This window comes from Vibrio sp. 10N.261.51.C6, from assembly GCF_041471785.1.
Lineage (GTDB): Bacteria > Pseudomonadota > Gammaproteobacteria > Enterobacterales > Vibrionaceae > Vibrio > Vibrio crassostreae_C.
The window spans coordinates 1-20,219 of sequence record NZ_JBFRPB010000048.1 but is presented as its reverse complement, the minus strand read 5'-3'; the positions used below and the strand labels follow the sequence as shown (position 1 = coordinate 20,219).

Here is a 20,219-nt window from a genome sequence, read left to right as displayed (position 1 = left end):
CAGATTTAAAATTAAAAGGAAGTTCAAGTGAGTAAACAACAGAAAATACTTTTTATAGACCGTGACGGCACCTTAATTGTAGAGCCGCCAGTTGACTTTCAAGTAGATCGTTTAGACAAGCTAAAATTCGAACCGCGAGTAATTCCTAGCCTACTTGCACTGCAAGACGCTGGTTACCGTCTAGTGATGGTGACTAACCAAGATGGTCTAGGTACCGATAGCTACCCACAAGAAGATTTCGATGCACCACACAATATGATGATGGAGTTCTTCGAATCTCAAGGCGTTAAGTTTGACGACGTGCTTATTTGCCCTCACTTTGACGAAGACAACTGCTCTTGCCGTAAGCCTAAACTGGGTATGGTTAAAGAGTACCTACAAGGCGGTAAAGTCGATTTCCAACACTCTGTTGTGATTGGCGACCGAATGACGGATCTTCAACTGGCAGAGAACATGGCAATCCGCGGTATTCAATATAGCCCGGATGCGGAAACTGAAGGCACGCTTAACTGGCCACAAATCGTTAAAGATCTGACGGTTAATGCGCGTATTGCTGAAGTAGTTCGTACCACTAAAGAAACAGATATCAAGGTTGCAGTAAACCTTGATGAAACCGGTGGCAACAAGATCGATACCGGCATGGGTTTCTTCGACCACATGCTTGATCAAATCGCGACACACGGTGGTTTCCAAATGAACCTGACTGTGAAAGGCGATCTGCACATCGATGATCACCACACGGTAGAAGATACCGCTCTTGCTTTAGGCCAAGCATTGAAAGATGCACTAGGCGACAAACGTGGTATTGGCCGTTTTGGTTTCAGCCTACCAATGGATGAGTGTTTGGCTCAGTGTGCGTTAGACCTTTCTGGTCGCCCATACCTGAAGTTCGATGCTAAATTCAGCCGTGAGCAAGTGGGTGATCTTTCAACCGAGATGGTGGTTCACTTCTTCCGTTCTCTAACTGACACATTGGCTTGCACGCTACACCTTTCTTCTGATGGCAATAATGATCACCACATCATTGAGAGCCTGTTCAAAGCGTTTGGCCGTACTCTTCGCCAAGCAATCAAAGTTGAAGGTAACGAGTTACCAAGCAGCAAAGGCGTTCTGTAAGGCTAACGTTAGCAAGGAAAAACAATGAAAGATCAAAAAATTGTCATTATTGATACTGGTTGTGCCAACGTTTCTTCGGTGAAATTTGCCATTGAGCGTTTAGGCTACGCAGTTGAAATTTCAAAAGAACCAGAAGTTGTTCTTGCTGCCGACAAGCTATTCCTACCCGGCGTAGGTACAGCAAGTGAGGCAATGAAGAACCTGCAAGAGCGTGACCTTGTTACCCTTGTCAAGCAAGTTGAGAAGCCTCTGCTGGGTATCTGTTTAGGTATGCAGCTGTTAGGCAAACTGTCTCAAGAGAAAGGTCAAAAGGCTGATGAGTTAGTTGAATGCCTAGGTTTGTGTGATGGCGAAGTTCGTTTACTTGAAACGGGCGACTTACCATTACCACACATGGGTTGGAACACAGTAACAGCAACGCCTAATCACCCGCTATTTAAAGACATTGAAGAAGGCGAATACTTCTACTTTGTTCATAGCTTCGCAATGCCAGTGGGCGACTACACAATCGCACAATGTGATTACGGTAATCCGTTCACTGCGGCGGTTCAAAGTGGCAATTATTATGGTGTTCAGTTCCACCCAGAGCGATCTTCGAAAGCTGGCTCTAAGCTGATTCAGAACTTCTTGGAATTGTAATAAGGATTAGGCAGCGGCTAACGTTGCCATATAAGGAATGTAAATGATTATTCCCGCGTTAGATTTAATTGAAGGCCAAGTAGTTCGCTTATTCCAAGGAGACTACGGGCAAGTAACAGAATACAAAGTAGACCCAGCAGAGCAGTTTAATCTGTACCACCAAGCTGGCGCTGGCTGGCTGCACCTTGTTGACTTAACGGGCGCAAAAGACACAACGGCTCGTCAGTTAGACTTGATTGCTAAGCTCCTTGCTAGCACGCCTGCGAACATCCAGATTGGTGGTGGCGTGCGTAACGAACAAGATGTCGTTGATCTGCTAGAAGCTGGCGCACAGCGCGTTGTGGTTGGTTCTACAGCCGTTAAGCAACCTGAGTTGGTGAAAGGTTGGATGGAGAAGTATGGCGCGGAAAAAATCGTGCTGGCTCTAGACATCAACATTGATGAAAGCGGCACACGTAAAGTGGCGATTTCAGGTTGGCAAGAAGATTCAGGTGTGACTATTGAAGCGCTGATTGAAGACTACCTCACGGTTGGCCTTAAACACGTGCTGTGTACCGATATTTCACGTGACGGCACGCTAGAAGGATCAAACGTAGAGCTCTATGTTGATCTTTGTAAGCAGTACCCACAAGTGCAATTCCAATCATCGGGCGGCATTGGCAGCCTAGCTGATATCGAAGCGCTTAAAGGCAGCGGTGTTGCGGGTGTGATTGTGGGTCGTGCGCTACTTGATGGCAAGTTTACCGCAGAGGAGGCATTTGCATGTTGGCAAAGCGAATAATCCCTTGTTTGGATGTCCGTGACGGACAAGTGGTTAAGGGCGTTCAGTTCCGTAACCACGAAATTATTGGTGACATCGTTCCGCTAGCACAACGCTATGCAGAAGAGGGCGCCGATGAATTGGTATTTTATGACATCACCGCATCAAGTGATGGCCGTGTGGTCGATAAAAGCTGGGTGAAACGCGTAGCTGAAGTGATCGATATCCCTTTCTGTGTCGCTGGTGGTATTAAATCAGCAGAAGATGCAGCGCGCATTCTTGAGTTTGGTGCGGATAAAGTGTCAATCAACTCACCGGCATTGGCTAATCCACAGCTGATTACTGACCTTGCTGATAAGTTTGGCGTTCAGTGTATCGTTGTCGGTATCGATTCATACTTCGACAAAGAAACCGGTAAATATCAGGTTTACCAATTTACAGGCGATGAAGCGCGTACTAAAGCAACCAAATGGGAAACCAAAGATTGGGTGCAGGAAGTACAGAAGCGTGGCGCAGGTGAGATTGTGTTAAACATGATGAACCAAGATGGCGTTCGTAACGGCTATGATATCGATCAGTTAAACATGGTGCGTGAAGTGTGTAATGTGCCATTGATTGCCTCTGGTGGCGCTGGTGCAATGGAGCACTTTGCTGAAGCTTATAAAAAGACCAACGTGGATGGAGCACTTGCGGCTTCGGTATTTCACAAACAAGTCATCAATATTGGTGAACTTAAACAGTATTTAAAACAACAAGATGTAGAGGTGCGACTATGAGTTTTGAACCCGTAAGCTTATCAAAAACAGAAGTAGGCGCATTGTCAGAGCGTATTAACTGGGAAAAAGTAGATGGCTTAGTGCCAGCGATTGTTCAAGATTACCAGTCAAGCCAAGTGCTAATGATGGGATACATGAACCCAGCCGCACTTGAGAAAACGGGTGAAACTGGCAATGTGACGTTTTTCTCTCGCACAAAAGAGCGTCTTTGGACGAAAGGTGAAACGTCGGGCAATGTATTGCAACTGCAAAACATCGCCTTGGACTGTGACAGCGACACCTTACTGGTTAAAGTTAATCCCATTGGTCCAACGTGCCACACAGGTACAACAACGTGTTGGGATGGAGACAAGCAAGAAGAGTCTCAGATGGTGTGGCTTCATCAGCTTGAGCAGCTATTGGCTGCCCGCAAGGACGCCGATCCTGAATCTTCTTATACTGCCAGTCTATATGCCCGTGGCACCAAGCGTATTTCGCAAAAAGTGGGCGAAGAAGGCGTTGAAGTCGCGCTTGCGGCGACGTCGGGCGATAAGGCGGAGTTAGTGTGTGAATCAGCAGATTTGATTTACCACCTAATGGTTCTTCTTCAAGACCAAGGCTTATCGATGGATGATGTGGTAAACAAGCTGAAAGAGCGTCATAAGTAAGCTCTCTTTAGATTAATAGAACCGCGTAAAAGACAGACAAAAGCCCCGCAAACAAACATGTTTACGGGGCTTTTTAGTTTTTTAATTTTCAAGATTTCAAGATTTCAAGATTTCAAGATTTCAAGATTTCAAGATTTCTAAGCCCTACGTCACTTTTCTAACCTCTGACTTTGCGTCATTCCGAGGAGCCTAAGCGACATCAGGAATCTCTTCTCTTAATCTGACTTCTTAGTCGAACGAGTTACCCGCAGCACTTCTTGTATTTCTTACCACTGCCACAAATACACGGATCATTACGGCCGATTTTAAAGCTCTCAACGGTTTGATTTAAGCGTGGGTCAATTTCTGGTTGTGTAGTTTGTTCCTGCTCTGGGAAGGTACCATCAATGTAGTACCAAAGACCGTCTTCCCGTATAAAGCGAGAGCGTTCTTGCATGCAGTATTGTGCGCCTTCTTCATTGAAGTAAGCTTTAAACTCAACAAAGCCTTCGTCTTGGTGCGAGCCTACCGCAGTATCGATGACTTCTAGTCCTGCCCAATCACTGTTGATAGATTCGGCAATACCTTCTCTTTGCGCTTCTGCGTTGCAGCTAGGGTGGTAAGTCGCAACAACATAGTCAACTAAACCCAACACGTGCGCTGAATAACGAGAGCGCATCAACTGTTCAGGCGTTTCAACAGCACTGTGGTGAAGGTGCGCTGATTCACAGCACTGTTGGTAAGTATTTTTGCTACCGCATGGGCATAAAGACATAGTCAGATCCTGTAAAAATGGCCTCTATTAAGAGGCCATAAGTGAATGCGTGGGAGTTTATCAAGAAACGATCGCTCACCAAAGCTTAGTTTCTATTGAAACTATTAAAGCTATAGTACGAAGTATGTTATTTCAGGGCTGGAGCCAATAGCTCTTGGGCCCAAGTTGTCGCTTCGTCATAAGCTTGACCAAGTTGAGCTTCACTCAGTTTGAGAAGCTGGCGAATACGAGTCGCTTCATCCCAACGAGCTTGTTCATAAGCAACGACCATCGCCAATACAGCACCTAACACGCCTTTACGTTGAATTAAGGCTTGTTTGATCTCTACGTCTATCGGCACTGAATCGAGTACTTGTTTCAACGGTTGGTCAAACAGTGAATCCAGTAGCGAGAACATACCGGTCAAAAAGGCTTGTCCTGGCTCAACCTTCACATTCATCTTCTCGACTAAGAGCTCACATTGACGCGCGCGTAATACCGCTAAACCGTAGAGTGAGTCCGGCTTGTCTTCTTTCGCTGATGCGATCGCCACAAGTGAAACGAATTTACGCAGCTTTTGTTCACCAAGGTAAATAAGCGCTTGGCGGAATGAACGAATCGTTGTTGGTGAACCGCCAGCGGAGTTTACGTAGGTAAGTAGCTTATACGACATGGTCACATCGAGCGTAATCAAACGCTCTACTTCACCAAAGTCGATAGGGTCGTGCGCAATCTCTTTTAACAGCTGAACGGTCGTCAGGAATGCCGGGTTGAGCGCACGCGTTTGGATCATCTCTGGCTTGCTAAAGAAATAACCTTGAAAGTAGGTGAAGCCTGCTTTTTTCGCTTCTTGGTATTCTTCGTACGTTTCTACTTTCTCAGCAAGGAACTTGATATCTAGCCCTTTGAGAGAGTTCATAAACATCGCTGCTTTGGCAATTGGCGTCAAACGGATATCGAACTTGATAATTGAAACGTAGGGTAAGAAGCGCTTCCAAGCTTTACTTGGCACAAAGTCGTCTAGCGCAATGGTATAACCCGCGTCAAAGATGGTTTTGATTGCTTCAAGTAATTCGTCTGTTGGTTCGCAGTCTTCAAGAACCTCAACAACGAGGCTTTCTTTGGGGAACAGAGTAGGGACTAAGTTGATTAGGCTTGCATATGGGAAGTTCACGAACCCAAGCTTATCACCCAACGTATTATAGTGGGTCGATAAGAAGTGATCGGAAAGCAAACGGCTAGTAGCGAGCTCCGGCTCTACTTCAGGGAAAGTGTTCTTAGGACCATCCCTGAATAGCAACTCGTAACCTATGGTTTTCTTGCCTGTGTCGAGTATTGGTTGACGCGCTACGTATGAATATTTCAACTTGGTACTGTGTTCGGTTTATTTCTGGTAGAGAGATAATAGCTAATTCACTAGAAATTACCATACACTTTCTAAGAAAGTCTGACCGACAATAATAATCAAAGTGAAAGTTTAAGCGTGATGTTAAAAGCTATTGCTAAACGCTCGATTCTGTAGTTCAAAACTTTGCGGCGTGAACACCAGCACTGAGCCTTGCGTATACCAATCGCCAAGTACGATACGGGTTTTAGTACAATTGTTAGCATTAAATGTATGGATGTCTGGGCGGTGAGTATGGCCGTGGATCATCAGATCGACATTGTTTCGTTCCATCACATCTTCGACTTCTTGCTGTGTCACATCCATGATGTCGAGAGACTTGGTCTGCTTGTCATCTTTGATATCTGATTGAACCTTTGAAACAATTTTCTTCTTGATGAAAAATGGAATTCGGTTGAAGACCCATTGTAACCATGGCTGATGCACTTTTTCGCGAAAGGCGAGGTACTTTACATCTTCAGTACATAGGGTATCTCCATGCAATACTACCGCTTTTTGCCCGTAGATATCGATCGTAGAAACTTCGTCGAGAAGTTGTACGCCCGTTTGCTTAGCAAATTTTTTGCCGACTAAGAAGTCGCGGTTCCCTTGAGTAAAGTAACAAGGCACGCCTGTTTTCACTAAGTCGATAAACGCTTGGCGGATAGAAGTCGCGAATTCACTCTTATCATCGTCACCAATCCAGAATTCGAAAAGGTCACCTAATACGTAAAGTGCATCCGCTTCTACGGCTTCTTTCTTCATAAAGGTTAAGAAGCAGTCTGTGATGTCTTCTCGTGACGGAGAAAGGTGCAGATCTGATATAAAATATGTTTTCATAGGTCTAAAAAAAGGGAGCGATTCGCTCCCTATATCCTGATTTTATCGGCTCATCAATACTAACCGAAAGCGATGAATTAAGCTTCGATTGTAGTACCAGTGATGATCACTTCTTCTAGAGGTACATCTTGGTGCATACCCATAGAACCAGTGCTAACACCTTTAATCTTGTTTACGATGTCCATGCCTTCAACAACTTCTGCGAATACACAGTAGCCCCAACCGTCTAGGCTTTCGCTACGGAAGTTTAGGAAAGAGTTGTCGTTAACGTTGATGAAGAACTGAGAGCTCGCTGAATGCGGTTCCATAGTACGAGCCATTGCTAGCGTACCAACTTTGTTCGCTAGACCGTTGTTTGCTTCGTTCTTGATCGTTGCACGAGTTGCCTTTTCTTTAAGGCCAGAAGTCATGCCGCCGCCTTGAATCATGAAACCATCGATAACACGGTGGAATAGTGTGTTGTCGTAGAAACCGTCACGGCAATACTGTAGAAAGTTTGCGCTTGTTTCTGGTGCTTTTTCTTCGTTAAGTTGAACTTTGATATCACCAAAATTTGTGTGAAGGATGATCATGATTGTTACCTTACTGTCTTTTTAATATGAAAAGCGATTCTAGCCTAGTTTGATTGAGTTTCAAAATACGAAATCGTCAATAGATAACAAGGAGTTGCCGATTTGGTGGTGAAAGGTATTACCTATTAAGGTATGACTTGTTATACTGCGAGCTTATTTTGATTAATCCATAAAATAGATAGAGATCATGCTGAAGATATATAACACGCTCACAAGACAGAAAGAGGAATTCAAACCAATTACAGCTGGCAAAGTCGGCATGTATGTCTGTGGGGTAACCATATACGATCTCTGTCATATTGGTCATGGTCGTACGTTCGTTTCTTTCGACGTAGTAACTCGTTACCTTCGTTACCTTGGTTACGATTTGAATTTCGTTCGTAACATCACAGATATCGATGACAAAATCATCAAACGCGCTAACGAAAACGGTGAGTCTTGTGACTCTCTGACTGAGCGTTTAATCGGTGAGATGCACGCTGACTTTGATGCATTGAACATGAAGCGTCCAGATGTTGAGCCTCGTGCGACAGAATACATCACTGAAATCATCGAGCTTGTTGAAAAGCTGATTGAACGTGGTTTCGCATACGTTGCAAGCAACGGCGACGTGATGTTTGAAGTAAAGAAATTCGACGAATACGGTAAGCTTTCAAAGCAAGACCTTGATCAGCTTCAAGCGGGTGCTCGCGTTGATGTTGAATCTGCAAAACGCAGCCCACTAGACTTCGTTCTTTGGAAGATGTCTAAGCCAGGTGAACCTACATGGGAATCGCCATGGGGCCCGGGTCGTCCAGGTTGGCACATCGAATGTTCAGCAATGAACTCGTCTATTCTTGGTAACCACTTCGATATCCACGGTGGTGGTTCAGATCTGCAGTTCCCTCACCACGAAAACGAAATCGCACAGTCTTGCTGCGCGCACGGCACTCAGTATGTAAATACTTGGATGCACAGTGGTATGGTGATGGTAGACAAAGAGAAGATGTCTAAGTCACTAGGTAACTTCTTCACTATCCGTGACGTGCTAGCACATTACGATGCTGAAACGGTACGTTACTTCCTAATGTCTGGTCACTACCGTAGCCAGCTAAACTACAGCGAAGATAACCTAAACCAAGCTCGCGCATCACTAGAGCGTCTATACACGTCACTTCGTGGCCTAGACCTTACAGCCGCTCCTGCCGGTGGCGAAGAGTACGTGACTCGATTCTCTACAGCGATGAACGATGATTTCAACACACCTGAAGCTTATTCAGTACTGTTTGAAATGGCTCGTGAAATCAACCGTATCAAGCCTGAAAGCATTGAAAAAGCAAGCGGACTGGGTGCATTGATGCGTGAACTAGCAGACATCATCGGTATTCTTCACCAAGAGCCAGAAGCCTTCCTACAAGGTGATGCGGCAGGTAACGACGACGAAGTGGCTGAAATCGAAGCGTTGATCAAACTGCGTAACGACTCTCGTGCTTCAAAGGATTGGGCAAATGCCGACCTTGCACGTGATAAGCTAAACGAGTTGGGTATTGTTCTGGAAGATGGCCCAGAAGGCACGACTTGGCGTCGTAAGTAAATCTTATAAAAAGGGCTGATTTTCAGCCCTTTTTTCTAGCACGAATTCTCTATTTTCACCTTTTCTATCTTCAACTTTTAATTAACAGGAATATTTCTGTGGCTCAGATGTATTTTTATTACTCGGCAATGAATGCGGGTAAATCAACAACGCTTCTTCAATCTTCATTCAACTACCAAGAACGTGGCATGACGCCAGTGATCTTTACGGCAGCTTTGGACGATCGCTATGGTATCGGTAAAGTGAGCTCACGAATTGGTCTGCAATCTGAAGCTCAGCTGTTTAAAAATGACACCAACATGTTTGATGCGATCAAAAAGCTCAATGAGGAAGAAAAGCGTCATTGTGTTTTGATCGATGAGTGCCAATTTTTATCGAAGGAGCAGGTGTACCAATTAACAGAAGTGGTTGATAAGCTGCACATCCCTGTACTTTGTTACGGCCTACGTACCGATTTCCTGGGTGAACTGTTTGAAGGTAGCCGTTACTTACTGTCTTGGGCAGATAAACTTGTTGAGCTTAAAACAATTTGTCACTGTGGCCGTAAAGCGAACATGGTAATTCGTACCGACGAGCACGGTGTGGCGATTGCTGAGGGCGACCAAGTGGCTATTGGCGGTAACGACAAATACGTTTCTGTTTGCCGTCTGCACTACAAAGAAGCGTTAGGTAAATAAGCAGCTCTATTTGCTAACGCGAAAGAACGAAAAACGGTGACCAAGTGTCACCGTTTTTGTTTATTGGGCCTGTGTTTTGCTTTCTTCCAAGCCGAGCTTTTGTTTTATTTCCTGCCGAGCTTTTACTTTGTTCAAAGTCTAACTTTTGCTTATTCGAAACCGAGCTTCTTCAATGCTTGATAGGCGTGGTCAACGTCGTCGGGGATCGGCATCTCAATCTGAAAGCCTTTCTCTGGGTAGGATTTGATTCGCTCGTAATCAGCAATTAATGCGCCTAACACCATATCTAACGGCAACTCTTCGTTAAAGTAATCATCCCAAGTTTGCCATCGCGACGTCACGGTAATCTCGGAAGTTTCGTCAGGCCATTGTTTACTGAAGGTTGCGTAGGTACGTTTCTCCATGAAGGGCTTCTGAACTAAGGTTAGCCTCTTCGGCGATAACCCTTTTTCTGTCAGCAACTCATGAGTGAATCGTACATTTTCCCCAGTATTTGTTGCGTGTTTCTCTATGATAATGTCAGAGTCAGGCACGCCACAATCTCGTGCGATAGAAGCGAATGTTTCTGCTTCTGAGCGTTCAAAGCTTCTTTCGGTAAAGCGCCCCACACCGCCAGAAAAAACGATGTAAGGCGCGATCTGTTGGTGATAAAGCTCGGCTGCATATTCAGCTACGCGAGTATCGTTGCTACACAATACAAAGATACAGTCGGAAGGCGTAACCTTGTGACCCATCGACATAAAGTTCCAAAGGGTGTCGACTGAGCGATGCAGTTTTATGTTGGGATTTTTGTTAGCAATAGATTGTTCAGTCATGAAGTGCGTCCAGTGTGGATTCGAATTTAAATGAATAACCTAAGTCGAGAATCTTCTTCGAAGAGATTAACTTGTCTGGGGTATCAACAACAGCGGGCAGAGGCTCACTGCTGTTGGCGCTTTTCAGTGCCGCGGCATAAAACTCCGCCTTACTGACTGTATTTGGTGTGGTCACGTTAACTATTTCATTGTGCAGTTGACTGATAGCGAAATCGACAGCACCAATTGCATCATCAAGGTGCAGCATGTTGGCTGGAGCTTGAGTGCTGACTTGTTTTAACTTGCTTGCGAAGCGTGATGGGTGACGGCTTGGGCCGATTAAGCCACTAAAGCGAAGAATGGTGTAGTCGATACCGGAATCAATCACTGACTGTTCAGCTTGCAGCATGATTCGTGCGTTATCGGAAAATAAAGACGCGTGCTCGTTATCTGAGGTCGAAAGGGGGAGTGATGCATCCAGCTCGTTCAGCACACCCGGCTTAGTTGGGTATACCGTAGTTGAACTAACCATAATGAGCTTTTTAATGTTGGCCTTTTGGCATGCATTGGTGAGTTGCTGCCAGTGGTCGGCATACTCTTGTCCTGCTCCTTTTCTAAAGCCAGGAGGGAAGCTGCCAATCACAATTTCAGTGTTGTTTTCGAGTAACAATGAATAGAGTCGCCCGATAGTCTGTTGTGGATCGGATGAATCAAAGCTAAACACTTCACATGGAATTTGTTCGCTACCAATGGCATCTGCTCCCGCTTGGGTCGTTTTCGTGACCACTACTCGGTTACCATGTTTTTCTAAATGTTCAGATAAAGGTGCACCTACCCATCCTGCACCGACAATAAATATAGAAGCCATGTGTTCCTCACAACTGCAAATGACGAATTTACAATAAGCCTAACAAAGCTTTGCCCAAAAATGAAAAAACTCCACGGCCGAAGCAAGTGGAGTTTTTACTAGAACAATGGAGCTTTAGTTTAGTACGCGAAGAAGCTTGTCTGCGCGCTCTGCCATCTCGATACCTTCATCTGTTAGGTAACCGCCGTCTGGCTGAGTACAAAGGTTTTTTTCGAATAGGCGCTTAACAGCGTCTTGAGTTTCTTGAGCTGCCTCTTGATGGACTTTAATTCCAGTAGCTGCACTACTTACATCAAATTGAAGAAGGAGGTTTAAATCAGCAATATGTTCAGCGTTGTACTTCATAATTGACCTATATATTCATAACGTTCTCTACCTTCACCTTAGTGCGCATTCTCGGCTCAGGCAATAGCAAATAAAGAGAATTGATAAGTGATACCAAATTGATTGATTAATCATCGAGTGATGAGTTTATTTTGGTTATATTGGGTGATTTGCACCCACTTAAATCATCAGTGATGTTTATTGCTAAGTGGTTGTAATATATTGTGACTAGAAATAATTTGCATTGAGCGAATATTGTATAAAAAGGATATGCATAAGTGAGAGCGAACAAAGTAGCATTAACGATCAGTATGCTATTTGCTATCTCAGGTTGTCAAAGTACACCCTCAGAGCAGACAGACGCGAACCAAACCACAAACAACAATAATGAATCGACAATAGAGGTCCGTTCATTTCAGTCTGTCCAAAGCGTTTACTCCGAATGGGAAGTTAAGCTTGAAGACCATGCTCAATTGTCTCTCTATGCACCAGAGAATTACAATGAACTATTAGACGCATGGGATGATGCTGAAAGCATTTATGCGGACTTACTTAAAGACGAAACTCGGATAACCAAGAGTTACTCCATTTTTTCGAGCCTAACTTACGCTGAAGCCTTCGATGAAAAAATCGCTTTGATCAAATCAAACTATGACTCGATCTTAGTGTTAAAGAAGAAGGCTGATCGAGTACTCGCGGATTCGATTGTCCAAATGGATTACCTGAAGTTTCTTGGCGCAGATACCATGTTTACCTCGAGCTACAAACGTTTGTATTCAGAATACAGCGAGTTGTTCGAGTATGTGCTGGTCGATGAGCTTGAAGACGCTCAAGAAGCGCAGGTGGAATTTCTTAACAATGCTCGCTTACTAGAAGTTAAAGTGGCGTATAAGAAATACATCGAACCTTTGAAGAACGAATTAGAGTTCTTGGAAGATGAAGATTTCGATGACGTTGTTCCACTGACGTTTGCTAAAGCGGCATCTCAAATTGCTTTGGCAGAAAGCCAAGTGAAAGCCAGTCCCCGTGAAAAGTCTATCATTGAAGACGCAGTTCACGCTGCGGAGTTCGAATTAAACCACGTACGCAGTGTTGCTCATGAAGTCAAAGTGCTGGCGAGCGTAAAAGGCGACCAGTTCGAACAGTCGGTTTTGAATGCAGAGAACCAGTTATTGAGCATTTCACGAGTGGTTAATGATGAAGATCACCGTGATGTTGTATTGCGTCTTCAGTCTCAAAAAATTGTAGCGAGTGTTAAAGCGCTGAAAGGCTCAGACATGACGGCGTCATTAAAGTCAGAGATTAAAACTTTGACTGAGCAATTAGCTAAGCTGGAGTCTGAAAACCAGAAGCAAGCGCAGCAACTGTCTGAAGCAACCAAGCACAGTGAGTTGCTCGGTGAGCAGATTACCAAGAGTGATGCTCACATTAAAAGCTTAGAAGAGTTAGTGGATAGTTTGAAAAGCTTAGGTGGCAAAGTGGCCAACGAAAGTGACTCTGATGTGATGTCCCCAGCTGTTGAATCTACTCTAGAGGATTCAACCCTAGAACAATCATCAGAAGAAGTGATTGAACCTTCGGTTTAGCATCACTAATTTCTTTATTTGTGATTGAGTTAAAAGCGCCTTAGGGCGCTTTTTTACGTTCTGTTGATCTATGTCAAAATCTAGAAATAAAAGCGCTCTGTGAGCCATTTTAGTGTACGTTATTCTTTGATTTTTAACGTAACTTGTTGATATTTATAGATTTGTTATTTTCTATGCTGATAACTAATCATTCAGCAGAGTTTTCTTTTTACTACTAAAGTCGTATGAATTTGGAATAACTCGGACTATTTGCTTTCAACAAGGCTGTGAGAGCTATTTTGTGCCTAAAATAGCTCTTGAATTCAGAAATGAAAGAGAGGATTATCGCGCTCCCGACGACATGTTTCAAAATGTAAATCATCATGAATCTAAACCAATTTGACTCATTATTACCGCCACAAATGGCTGAGCGCGCTGCAGATATTGGCGTAGGTAAAGCAACCAAAGATCCAATCAAATCTTTTCTCCTAGCGATTTCCGCTGGCATACATATCGGTATTGCGTTTGTGTTTTACACCATCGTAACGACTGGTGCTGGTGATTTGCCGTGGGGTATTACTCGCTTATTAGGTGGCCTTGCATTTAGCTTGGGCTTAATTCTCGTTGTTGTTACCGGTGGTGAGCTATTTACCAGTTCGGTGCTGACTCTGGTTGCTCGTGCAAGTGGCAAGATTAGTTGGCGCACGCTCGTTAAGAACTGGGCTACAGTTTATGTAGGTAACTTGATTGGCGCATTGCTGCTGGTGGCTTGTATGTTACTGACCAAACAGTACATGTTCGACCACGGTCAAGTGGGTTTGAATGCAATGGCGATCTCCCAACATAAGATGCACCACGATTTTATCCAAGCTATCGCGCTCGGCATCATGTGTAATGTATTGGTTTGTATCGCGGTATGGATGACGTTTAGTGGACGCACACTGACTGACAAAATTGCGGTAATGATTTTACCTGTAGCGATGTTCGTATCGGCTGGTTTTGAGCACTGTATTGCAAATATGTTCCAAGTGCCTTTAGCTATCGGCATCAAAACATTTGCTCCAGCTGAATTTTGGACAATGACGGGCGCTAATCCTGCGGACTATGTTGATCTGAACATGGCGGACTTTTTGATGAACAACTTGCTGCCCGTTACCATCGGTAACATCATTGGCGGCGGTATCTTTGTTGGTATGTGGTACTGGTTGATCTACCTACGTGACTAATAAAGGTGGCGCTATCGACAAAGATGGCGTGACTAACTCAGTTGACGAGATGAGTTAACGCTCTGTGGAAACACTGAACTGACTTATGACAATTACAAGACGGCCTGCATTGCAGGCCGTTTTTTATTTGTGGAAAACCTACTTCTTCATCTCTCTAATGATCATCTGAAAATTCAACAGCGCTGATTACCATGTGTGTATATGTCTTTGAAATCACCCAAAGATCGAAGGCGATGATCTTTCCTTGGGTCGAAATGGACAAAAAAGGATCTATATTGATTTGGTTATCCACAGTTTCTGTGGATAACCTGTCTCAAATTCAGTGAGTAACCAGATCTAAGTGGAGTAGGGAGGTTATTTCGAAGGCTGTATTTGAGCGAGAACTCGCCCTTCTTTGGTCAGAGATGTCTTCAATGAGAGGTGAAGTACAAGGGCTAGAGAGCAGCTCATCATCACGAAAATCGCCAGCATGATCATCAGTTGATACTTAATCGCGATCATCGGTGAAGCACCACCTAAGATCTGTCCAGTCATCATTCCCGGCAGCGTTACTAAGCCTGTGGTTGCCATAGAGGCCATGATAGGGGACATCGCTTTCTGTATTGCATTACGTACAAAAGGCGCAGCAGCATAAGTAGGAGACGCGCCTAACGCGATTGCTGCTTCATATTCTGATTTCTGTGTTTCAAAGGCACCAAACAGGTTCTGCAATGCCACGATATTACTGCTTAAGCTATTACCCAATAACATCCCTGCGATTGGGATAAGGTACTGCGCGTTAAAAACCGGTGTCGGCTTAATGATGAAAAAGCAGATGAACAAGACAATAGGTACACAAGTTACCGCAAGGCTAACGGCGACAGGAGCCAAAAGTAGGTTTCTTGGCAGTCTAGATTTTTCAACAATCGAGCTTGCACCGACGATAATCATAGTAAATAACCACAGCAAATTGACCCACAAACTATTCAAAGTGAACAAGTATTCTAGGTAAAGTCCCACCAGAAATAGCTGAATAACCATACGAATGATGCTGATAGAAGCCTCTTTGCCAAGGCCGAGTTTTAACTTGTGGTTGATGGTAATGGGTAGCAAGAGAAGTGAGCTGAAGAACAATAACTGCCACCAAGATATATCAATAACGTCTTGCATAATGTTTCCTTTTAAGTAGGTCCCCATCATATCTGAAAGTGCCAAATGATGCATTTCAGCTTCTCAGCCGTTGCTTTAAAAAATACTCAATAATTTAACAATCAAACCACAGAATATTGGTTTTTTGAGGCATTTTTGGCTACTACTTAGTAGGTAAAACGTTAAAATTGGTTACAATACGGTTGCGTAGGTGTTGGAATTTAACATTTGTGAAATATACTTAATTCTTCACATTTGTTAATACTTTTTAATAACTTTGTTTAACTAAAAACAACTTTGGATGAGCTCAAAAAAGTATTGATTAGCAAGGGTTATAACGGGAGATTTGATTGAACCCTACTTTGAGTATGGTCTAAAATTTGTCGTTAGATACTTAAGAACTTTAGCCCCATAGAATGGGTTACTCGAAATTACTAAATACAAAATAGGCAAAATGTATGAGTGATGTTAATAAAATTGAAACTAGCGAAAAACATTCGCTGGAGTGGAAGTCTTTCCTCTTCATCGCGGTGGTTCTCTTCCCAATATTAAGTGTGGCTTTTGTAGGCGGTTACGGCTTCCTAGTTTGGGCACTGCAAGTGTTTGTATTCGGACCTCCAGGTGCTCACGGCGGCATGTAATGCCCTCTAAGTAACAACATTTTTTAAAATCAATATTTAAGAGAGCTAAACATGAAATCATTTTTAGTTAAATTATGGCGCACAATGACTCGCCCAGCAGTACACATCAGTCTTGGTGTACTAACTATGGGTGGCTTTATCGCCGGTGTTATTTTCTGGGGCGGTTTTAACACAGCTCTAGAGCACACAAATACAGAAGAATTCTGTGTAAGCTGTCACACCATGCGTGACAACGTATACGTAGAACTACAAGAAACGGTTCACTGGAAAAACACTTCTGGTGTACGTGCTACTTGTCCTGACTGTCACGTTCCACATGAATGGACAGCAAAAATCGCTCGTAAGATGCAAGCTTCTAAAGAAGTATTCGCTCAAGTATTTGGTGACCTAGATACGCCTGAGAAATTCGAAGCTCGTCGTATCGAACTGGCTAAACACGAATGGGATCGCTTCTCTTCGAACAAATCTCTAGAGTGTAAAAACTGCCACAACTACGATTCAATGGATTTCGAAAACATGCGCCCAACAGCGCGTATCCAGATGAAGAACGCGGCAGAGCGTGATCAAAGCTGTGTTGACTGTCACAAAGGTATTGCTCACAACCTTCCATTAGATATGGCATCAGCGAGCGGTATTGTTGGCGAGCTAGAAAACGTAGCAAGCAGCACATCTTACGCAAATGGTTCAGACGTGATCTCTATTCGTCACCTACCAATGTACACAGATGAAACAGCTGAAGTTGAAGCGGGTCTATTAAGCCCTGCAAGTAAAGTTGCGGTTATCGACGAAAAAGGCGATATGATCAAGATTCAAATCGACGGTTGGCGTAAAGCGAAAGGCTTCGGACGTGTAATCCAAGAAGACTTCGGTATGAACATCTCAACTGCAATCTTGACGAAAGAAGTATCTCAAAGTGACGTTATCACTGTTGGTGAGAAGAAAGAAGATGAGCTTACTGGCCTTCCATGGGAAGAAGTTAACCTAGCACTTTGGATGAAGAAAGAGTCTATGGTTGATAACTTCGATCCAATCTGGAACGCAGCGGGTCAAGCGTACCAATCTAACTGTTCAACGTGTCACTCACAGCCAGATGAAGCTCACTTCAGCGCTAACGGTTGGGTAGGCATGCTAGATGGTATGATTGCGTTCGTTAACTTCGATACAGATACAGAAGCACTTGTTCTTAAGTATCTACAGAAGCATTCATCAGATTTTTCTGAAGGCCATCACTAATAAGACGTCAATTGGAGTAACACAATGGCAATTACAAGAAGAAGTTTTCTGAAAGGTGTCGCTACTACAAGTGCGGCATCGGTTATCGGTCCAAGCTTATTGGCGTCGGCATCAGCGTCTGCTGCAGAAACAGACGGTGCGTGGAAAGTCTCTGGTTCTCACTGGGGTGCATTCCGAGCTCGTGTTTATGCGGGTAAAGTACAAGAAATTAAACCTCTAGAAATCGATCAACACCCAACTGAGATGTTGAAAGGTATTAAAGGTATTATCTACAGCCCATCACGTGTGCGTTACCCAATGGTTCGCCTAGATTGGTTGAAGAAGCATAAATACAGCGCAGACACGCGTGGTAACAACCGTTTTATTCGTGTGACTTGGGATGAGGCACTAGACCTTGTTTACCGCGAGCTAGAGCGCGTACAGAAAGATTACGGTCCATGGGCGCTTCACACAGGTCAAACTGGTTGGAGACAAACGGGTCAGTTCCACAGCTGTACTAACCACATGCAACGTGCAATGGCACTTCACGGTTACTCTGTGAAGAAAATCGGTGACTACTCAACAGGTGCTGGTCAAACGATCATGCCTTACGTGCTAGGTTCTACTGAAGTTTACGCACAAGGTACATCTTGGGAACTTATCCTAGAAAACAGTGACAACATTGTTCTTTGGGGTAACGATCCAGTTAAAAACCTTCAAGTAGGTTGGACATGTGAGACTCACGAGTCGTTCGCATACCTAGAACAGCTGAAAGAAAAAGTTGCTAAGAAAGAGATCAACGTTGTTTCTGTTGACCCTGTTAAAAACAAAACAGGTCGTTACCTAGAAAATGAGCAAATGTACATCAACCCACAAACTGATGTGGCGTTCATGCTTGGTGTTGCTCACGTTCTTTACAACGAAGGCCTATACGACAAGAAGTTCATCGAAACTTACTGTCTAGGTTTTGAAGATTTCATCAAGTACGTTCAAGGTGAAACGAAAGACAGAGTTGAGAAGACGCCAGAATGGGCTTCTGCTATCTGTGGCGCAAGCGCGGACTCTATTCGTGACTTCGCTAAGATGCTGGTTAACGGTCGTACACAGATTCTTGTTGGTTGGAGTATCCAACGTCAAGAGCACGGTGAACAGCCTTACTGGATGTGTGCAGTTATCGCAGCAATGGTTGGCCAAATTGGTCTACCGGGCGGTGGTATCTCTTACGGTCACCACTACTCTGGTATCGGTGTATCTTCAACTGGCTTCGCTGCTCCGGGTTCTTTCCCGCTGAACATCGACCAAGGTCAATCACCTAAGTACACCAACACAGATTACAACGGCTACAGCCGCGTAATCCCAGTTGCTCGTTGGGTTGATAGCTTGCTAGAGCCAGGTAAGAAGATCAAAGCAAACGGCGCAACAGTGACACTGCCTGACATCAAGATGATGGTATTCAGTGGTAACAACCCGTGGCACCACCACCAAGATCGCAACAAGATGCGTAAAGCATTCAAGAGCCTACAAACTGTAGTTGCTGTTGATTTTGCTTGGACTGCAACTTGTCGTCACTCTGACATCGTGCTTCCTGCATGTACTCAGTGGGAACGTAACGATATCGATGGTTACGGCGCATACTCTGGTCGTGGTTTGATCGCGATGCATAAACTAGTGGATCCTCTGTTCCAGTCTAAGACTGACTTCGAGATCATGTCTAGCCTAACTAAACGTTGGGGTCGTTACGACGATTACACGCGTGGTATGGACGAAATGCAGTGGGTTAAATCTCTGTACGACGAATGTCGCGCAGCAAACGAAGGCAGCTTCGAAATGCCTGAGTTCGCTGAGTTCTGGGAAAAAGGTTTCCTAGACTTCGGTAAAGGTAAGCCATGGACTCGTCACGCTTCATTCCGTGAAGATCCAGAGATCAACGCACTAGGCACGCCTTCTGGTTTCATCGAAATCACAAGCCGTACTGTTGGCAACATGGGTTACGAGCACTGTCAAGAACACCCAATGTGGTTCGAGAAATCTGAACGTTCACACGGTGGTCCAGGCTCTGACAAGCACCCGTACTGGCTACAATCTTGTCACCCAGACAAGCGTCTTCACTCTCAGATGTGTGAATCTGAAGAGTGGCGTGCGACTTACGCGGTACAAGGCCGTGAGCCAATCTACATCAACCCAGTAGATGCTAAGAAGAAAGGCATCAAAGATGGCGATGTAGTACGTGTGTTTAACGACCGTGGTCAACTACTAGCAGGTGCTGTTCTAATGGATAGCTACGCTCCTGGTGTTGTTCGTATCGAAGAAGGTGCTTGGTACGGTCCGATCAACGAGAAAGTGGGCGCGCTAGATACATACGGCGATCCAAACACACTGACTCAAGATATCGGTACGTCTGAACTTGCTCAAGCAACGTCAGCAAACACATGTTTGGTTGATTTCGAGAAGTTCCAAGGCAAACTGCCTCCAGTAACTTCATTCGGTGGTCCAATCGAAGTTTCTTAAGCATCTCGCTTAAAAGATAAGATTAAAGCTTGAATTAAAGCCCCTGTAAGCACTCTTACAGGGGCTTTTTGTATTTTTGATATCAGTGTTGGTGTTTCTAAATAAGCATTATACAGGGCTAATAGAGGGCGTTTTTGAGACAGGCTGTAAGGCGCTGTTTGAGAGAGGTGGTATAAGCAGTGAAGCAGGAAGGGAATGTAAAAAGAACCTGTGGAAAGTATCCGCCCCATGAACCC

General features: G+C 44.3%; 21 protein-coding genes. 12 read left to right on the top strand and 9 right to left on the bottom strand.

The genetic code is table 11. The features are described from left to right. Positions 1-27: 27 nt before the first annotated feature. Genes hisB through hisIE form a run of 5 tightly spaced genes read left to right on the top strand, consistent with a single transcriptional unit; the run spans position 28 to position 3,938 of the window. Positions 28-1,116 carry a bifunctional histidinol-phosphatase/imidazoleglycerol-phosphate dehydratase HisB gene (gene hisB / locus AB4375_RS12780; protein WP_017067390.1) on the top strand — a complete coding sequence of 363 codons (1,089 nt, stop codon included), beginning with the start codon at positions 28-30 and terminating at the stop codon, positions 1,114-1,116. A 24-nt stretch (positions 1,117-1,140) separates the two neighbouring features. Further along, the gene (gene hisH / locus AB4375_RS12775) at positions 1,141-1,755 is read left to right on the top strand and encodes an imidazole glycerol phosphate synthase subunit HisH (protein WP_017068073.1); all 615 of its coding nucleotides are present in this window, start codon (positions 1,141-1,143) and stop codon (positions 1,753-1,755) included. A 43-nt stretch (positions 1,756-1,798) separates the two neighbouring features. Further along, positions 1,799-2,536, top strand: a complete 738-nt coding sequence (hisA, locus tag AB4375_RS12770; protein ID WP_012604374.1) for a 1-(5-phosphoribosyl)-5-[(5-phosphoribosylamino)methylideneamino]imidazole-4-carboxamide isomerase — start codon at positions 1,799-1,801, stop codon at positions 2,534-2,536. Next, entirely contained in the window at positions 2,518-3,291 is a 774-nt protein-coding gene (hisF, locus tag AB4375_RS12765; RefSeq protein WP_017060270.1) for an imidazole glycerol phosphate synthase subunit HisF, read from the top strand. The genes hisA and hisF overlap by 19 nt, the downstream gene beginning before the upstream one ends. Then, a complete protein-coding gene (gene hisIE / locus AB4375_RS12760; protein ID WP_017060271.1) occupies positions 3,288-3,938 on the top strand; it encodes a bifunctional phosphoribosyl-AMP cyclohydrolase/phosphoribosyl-ATP diphosphatase HisIE in 651 nt (216 codons plus the stop codon). Before hisF ends, hisIE begins: the two co-directional genes overlap by 4 nt. A gap of 241 nt (positions 3,939-4,179) precedes the next feature. Here hisIE and AB4375_RS12755 read toward each other — a convergent pair whose 3' ends face one another. The 4 genes from AB4375_RS12755 to AB4375_RS12740 all read right to left on the bottom strand — a co-directional run bounded on the left by AB4375_RS12755 (position 4,180) and on the right by AB4375_RS12740 (position 7,467). Further along, complete coding sequence (locus tag AB4375_RS12755; protein ID WP_017060272.1) at positions 4,180-4,692, bottom strand: YchJ family protein; 513 nt, start codon at positions 4,690-4,692, stop codon at positions 4,180-4,182. A gap of 127 nt (positions 4,693-4,819) precedes the next feature. Continuing rightward, a complete protein-coding gene (locus AB4375_RS12750; protein ID WP_372051725.1) occupies positions 4,820-6,037 on the bottom strand; it encodes an EAL and HDOD domain-containing protein in 1,218 nt (405 codons plus the stop codon). A 123-nt stretch (positions 6,038-6,160) separates the two neighbouring features. Then, positions 6,161-6,895 (bottom strand): UDP-2,3-diacylglucosamine diphosphatase, encoded by a 735-nt coding sequence (lpxH, locus tag AB4375_RS12745; protein ID WP_017060274.1) that lies wholly within the window; start codon positions 6,893-6,895, stop codon positions 6,161-6,163. Between the two features lie 77 nt (positions 6,896-6,972). Beyond that, on the bottom strand, positions 6,973-7,467 hold the full coding sequence (locus AB4375_RS12740; RefSeq protein WP_017060275.1) for a peptidylprolyl isomerase: 495 nt from the start codon (positions 7,465-7,467) through the stop codon (positions 6,973-6,975). 187 nt (positions 7,468-7,654) lie between these two features. On the opposite strand from AB4375_RS12740, the gene cysS reads away from it, so the two are divergent. Both cysS and AB4375_RS12730 read left to right on the top strand, forming a co-directional pair. Then, positions 7,655-9,040 carry a cysteine--tRNA ligase gene (cysS, locus tag AB4375_RS12735; protein ID WP_017060276.1) on the top strand — a complete coding sequence of 462 codons (1,386 nt, stop codon included), beginning with the start codon at positions 7,655-7,657 and terminating at the stop codon, positions 9,038-9,040. Between the two features lie 98 nt (positions 9,041-9,138). Continuing rightward, positions 9,139-9,717 carry a thymidine kinase gene (locus AB4375_RS12730; protein WP_017060277.1) on the top strand — a complete coding sequence of 193 codons (579 nt, stop codon included), beginning with the start codon at positions 9,139-9,141 and terminating at the stop codon, positions 9,715-9,717. 149 nt (positions 9,718-9,866) lie between these two features. On the opposite strand, the gene AB4375_RS12725 is transcribed toward AB4375_RS12730, so the two are convergent. The 3 genes from AB4375_RS12725 to AB4375_RS12715 form a co-directional block, all read right to left on the bottom strand. Next, positions 9,867-10,532, bottom strand: a complete 666-nt coding sequence (locus AB4375_RS12725) for a YdcF family protein (protein WP_032545711.1) — start codon at positions 10,530-10,532, stop codon at positions 9,867-9,869. Continuing rightward, on the bottom strand, positions 10,525-11,379 hold the full coding sequence (locus AB4375_RS12720) for an NAD(P)H-binding protein (protein ID WP_136981596.1): 855 nt from the start codon (positions 11,377-11,379) through the stop codon (positions 10,525-10,527). The genes AB4375_RS12725 and AB4375_RS12720 overlap by 8 nt, the downstream gene beginning before the upstream one ends. 114 nt (positions 11,380-11,493) lie before the next feature. After that, positions 11,494-11,724 carry a TIGR02647 family protein gene (locus AB4375_RS12715; RefSeq protein WP_017060280.1) on the bottom strand — a complete coding sequence of 77 codons (231 nt, stop codon included), beginning with the start codon at positions 11,722-11,724 and terminating at the stop codon, positions 11,494-11,496. Positions 11,725-11,981: 257 nt separating this feature from the next. On the opposite strand from AB4375_RS12715, the gene AB4375_RS12710 reads away from it, so the two are divergent. Continuing rightward, the gene (locus tag AB4375_RS12710) at positions 11,982-13,289 is read left to right on the top strand and encodes an ATPase (protein WP_372051722.1); all 1,308 of its coding nucleotides are present in this window, start codon (positions 11,982-11,984) and stop codon (positions 13,287-13,289) included. Between the two features lie 362 nt (positions 13,290-13,651). Beyond that, positions 13,652-14,494 carry a formate transporter FocA gene (gene focA, locus AB4375_RS12705; RefSeq protein WP_017060282.1) on the top strand — a complete coding sequence of 281 codons (843 nt, stop codon included), beginning with the start codon at positions 13,652-13,654 and terminating at the stop codon, positions 14,492-14,494. A gap of 354 nt (positions 14,495-14,848) precedes the next feature. Here the strand turns inward: focA and AB4375_RS12700 are convergent, their stop codons facing one another. Then, positions 14,849-15,643 carry an ABC transporter permease gene (locus tag AB4375_RS12700; RefSeq protein WP_017067668.1) on the bottom strand — a complete coding sequence of 265 codons (795 nt, stop codon included), beginning with the start codon at positions 15,641-15,643 and terminating at the stop codon, positions 14,849-14,851. 437 nt (positions 15,644-16,080) lie between these two features. Here AB4375_RS12700 and torE point away from each other — a divergent pair, with 437 nt between their 5' ends. The 3 genes from torE to torA are packed head-to-tail and all read left to right on the top strand — an operon-like array spanning position 16,081 to position 19,983. After that, positions 16,081-16,263: a trimethylamine N-oxide reductase system protein TorE gene (gene torE, locus AB4375_RS12695; protein ID WP_017060298.1), complete on the top strand. Its 183-nt coding sequence runs from the start codon at positions 16,081-16,083 to the stop codon at positions 16,261-16,263. Between the two features lie 51 nt (positions 16,264-16,314). Continuing rightward, the gene (gene torC, locus AB4375_RS12690; protein ID WP_017060299.1) at positions 16,315-17,496 is read left to right on the top strand and encodes a pentaheme c-type cytochrome TorC; all 1,182 of its coding nucleotides are present in this window, start codon (positions 16,315-16,317) and stop codon (positions 17,494-17,496) included. Positions 17,497-17,520: 24 nt separating this feature from the next. After that, complete coding sequence (torA, locus tag AB4375_RS12685) at positions 17,521-19,983, top strand: trimethylamine-N-oxide reductase TorA (RefSeq protein WP_017068070.1); 2,463 nt, start codon at positions 17,521-17,523, stop codon at positions 19,981-19,983. Here the strand turns inward: torA and AB4375_RS12680 are convergent. After that, on the bottom strand, positions 19,980-20,219 hold a 240-nt coding region (locus AB4375_RS12680), incomplete at its 5' end, for a hypothetical protein (protein WP_372051720.1). The genes torA and AB4375_RS12680 overlap by 4 nt on opposite strands.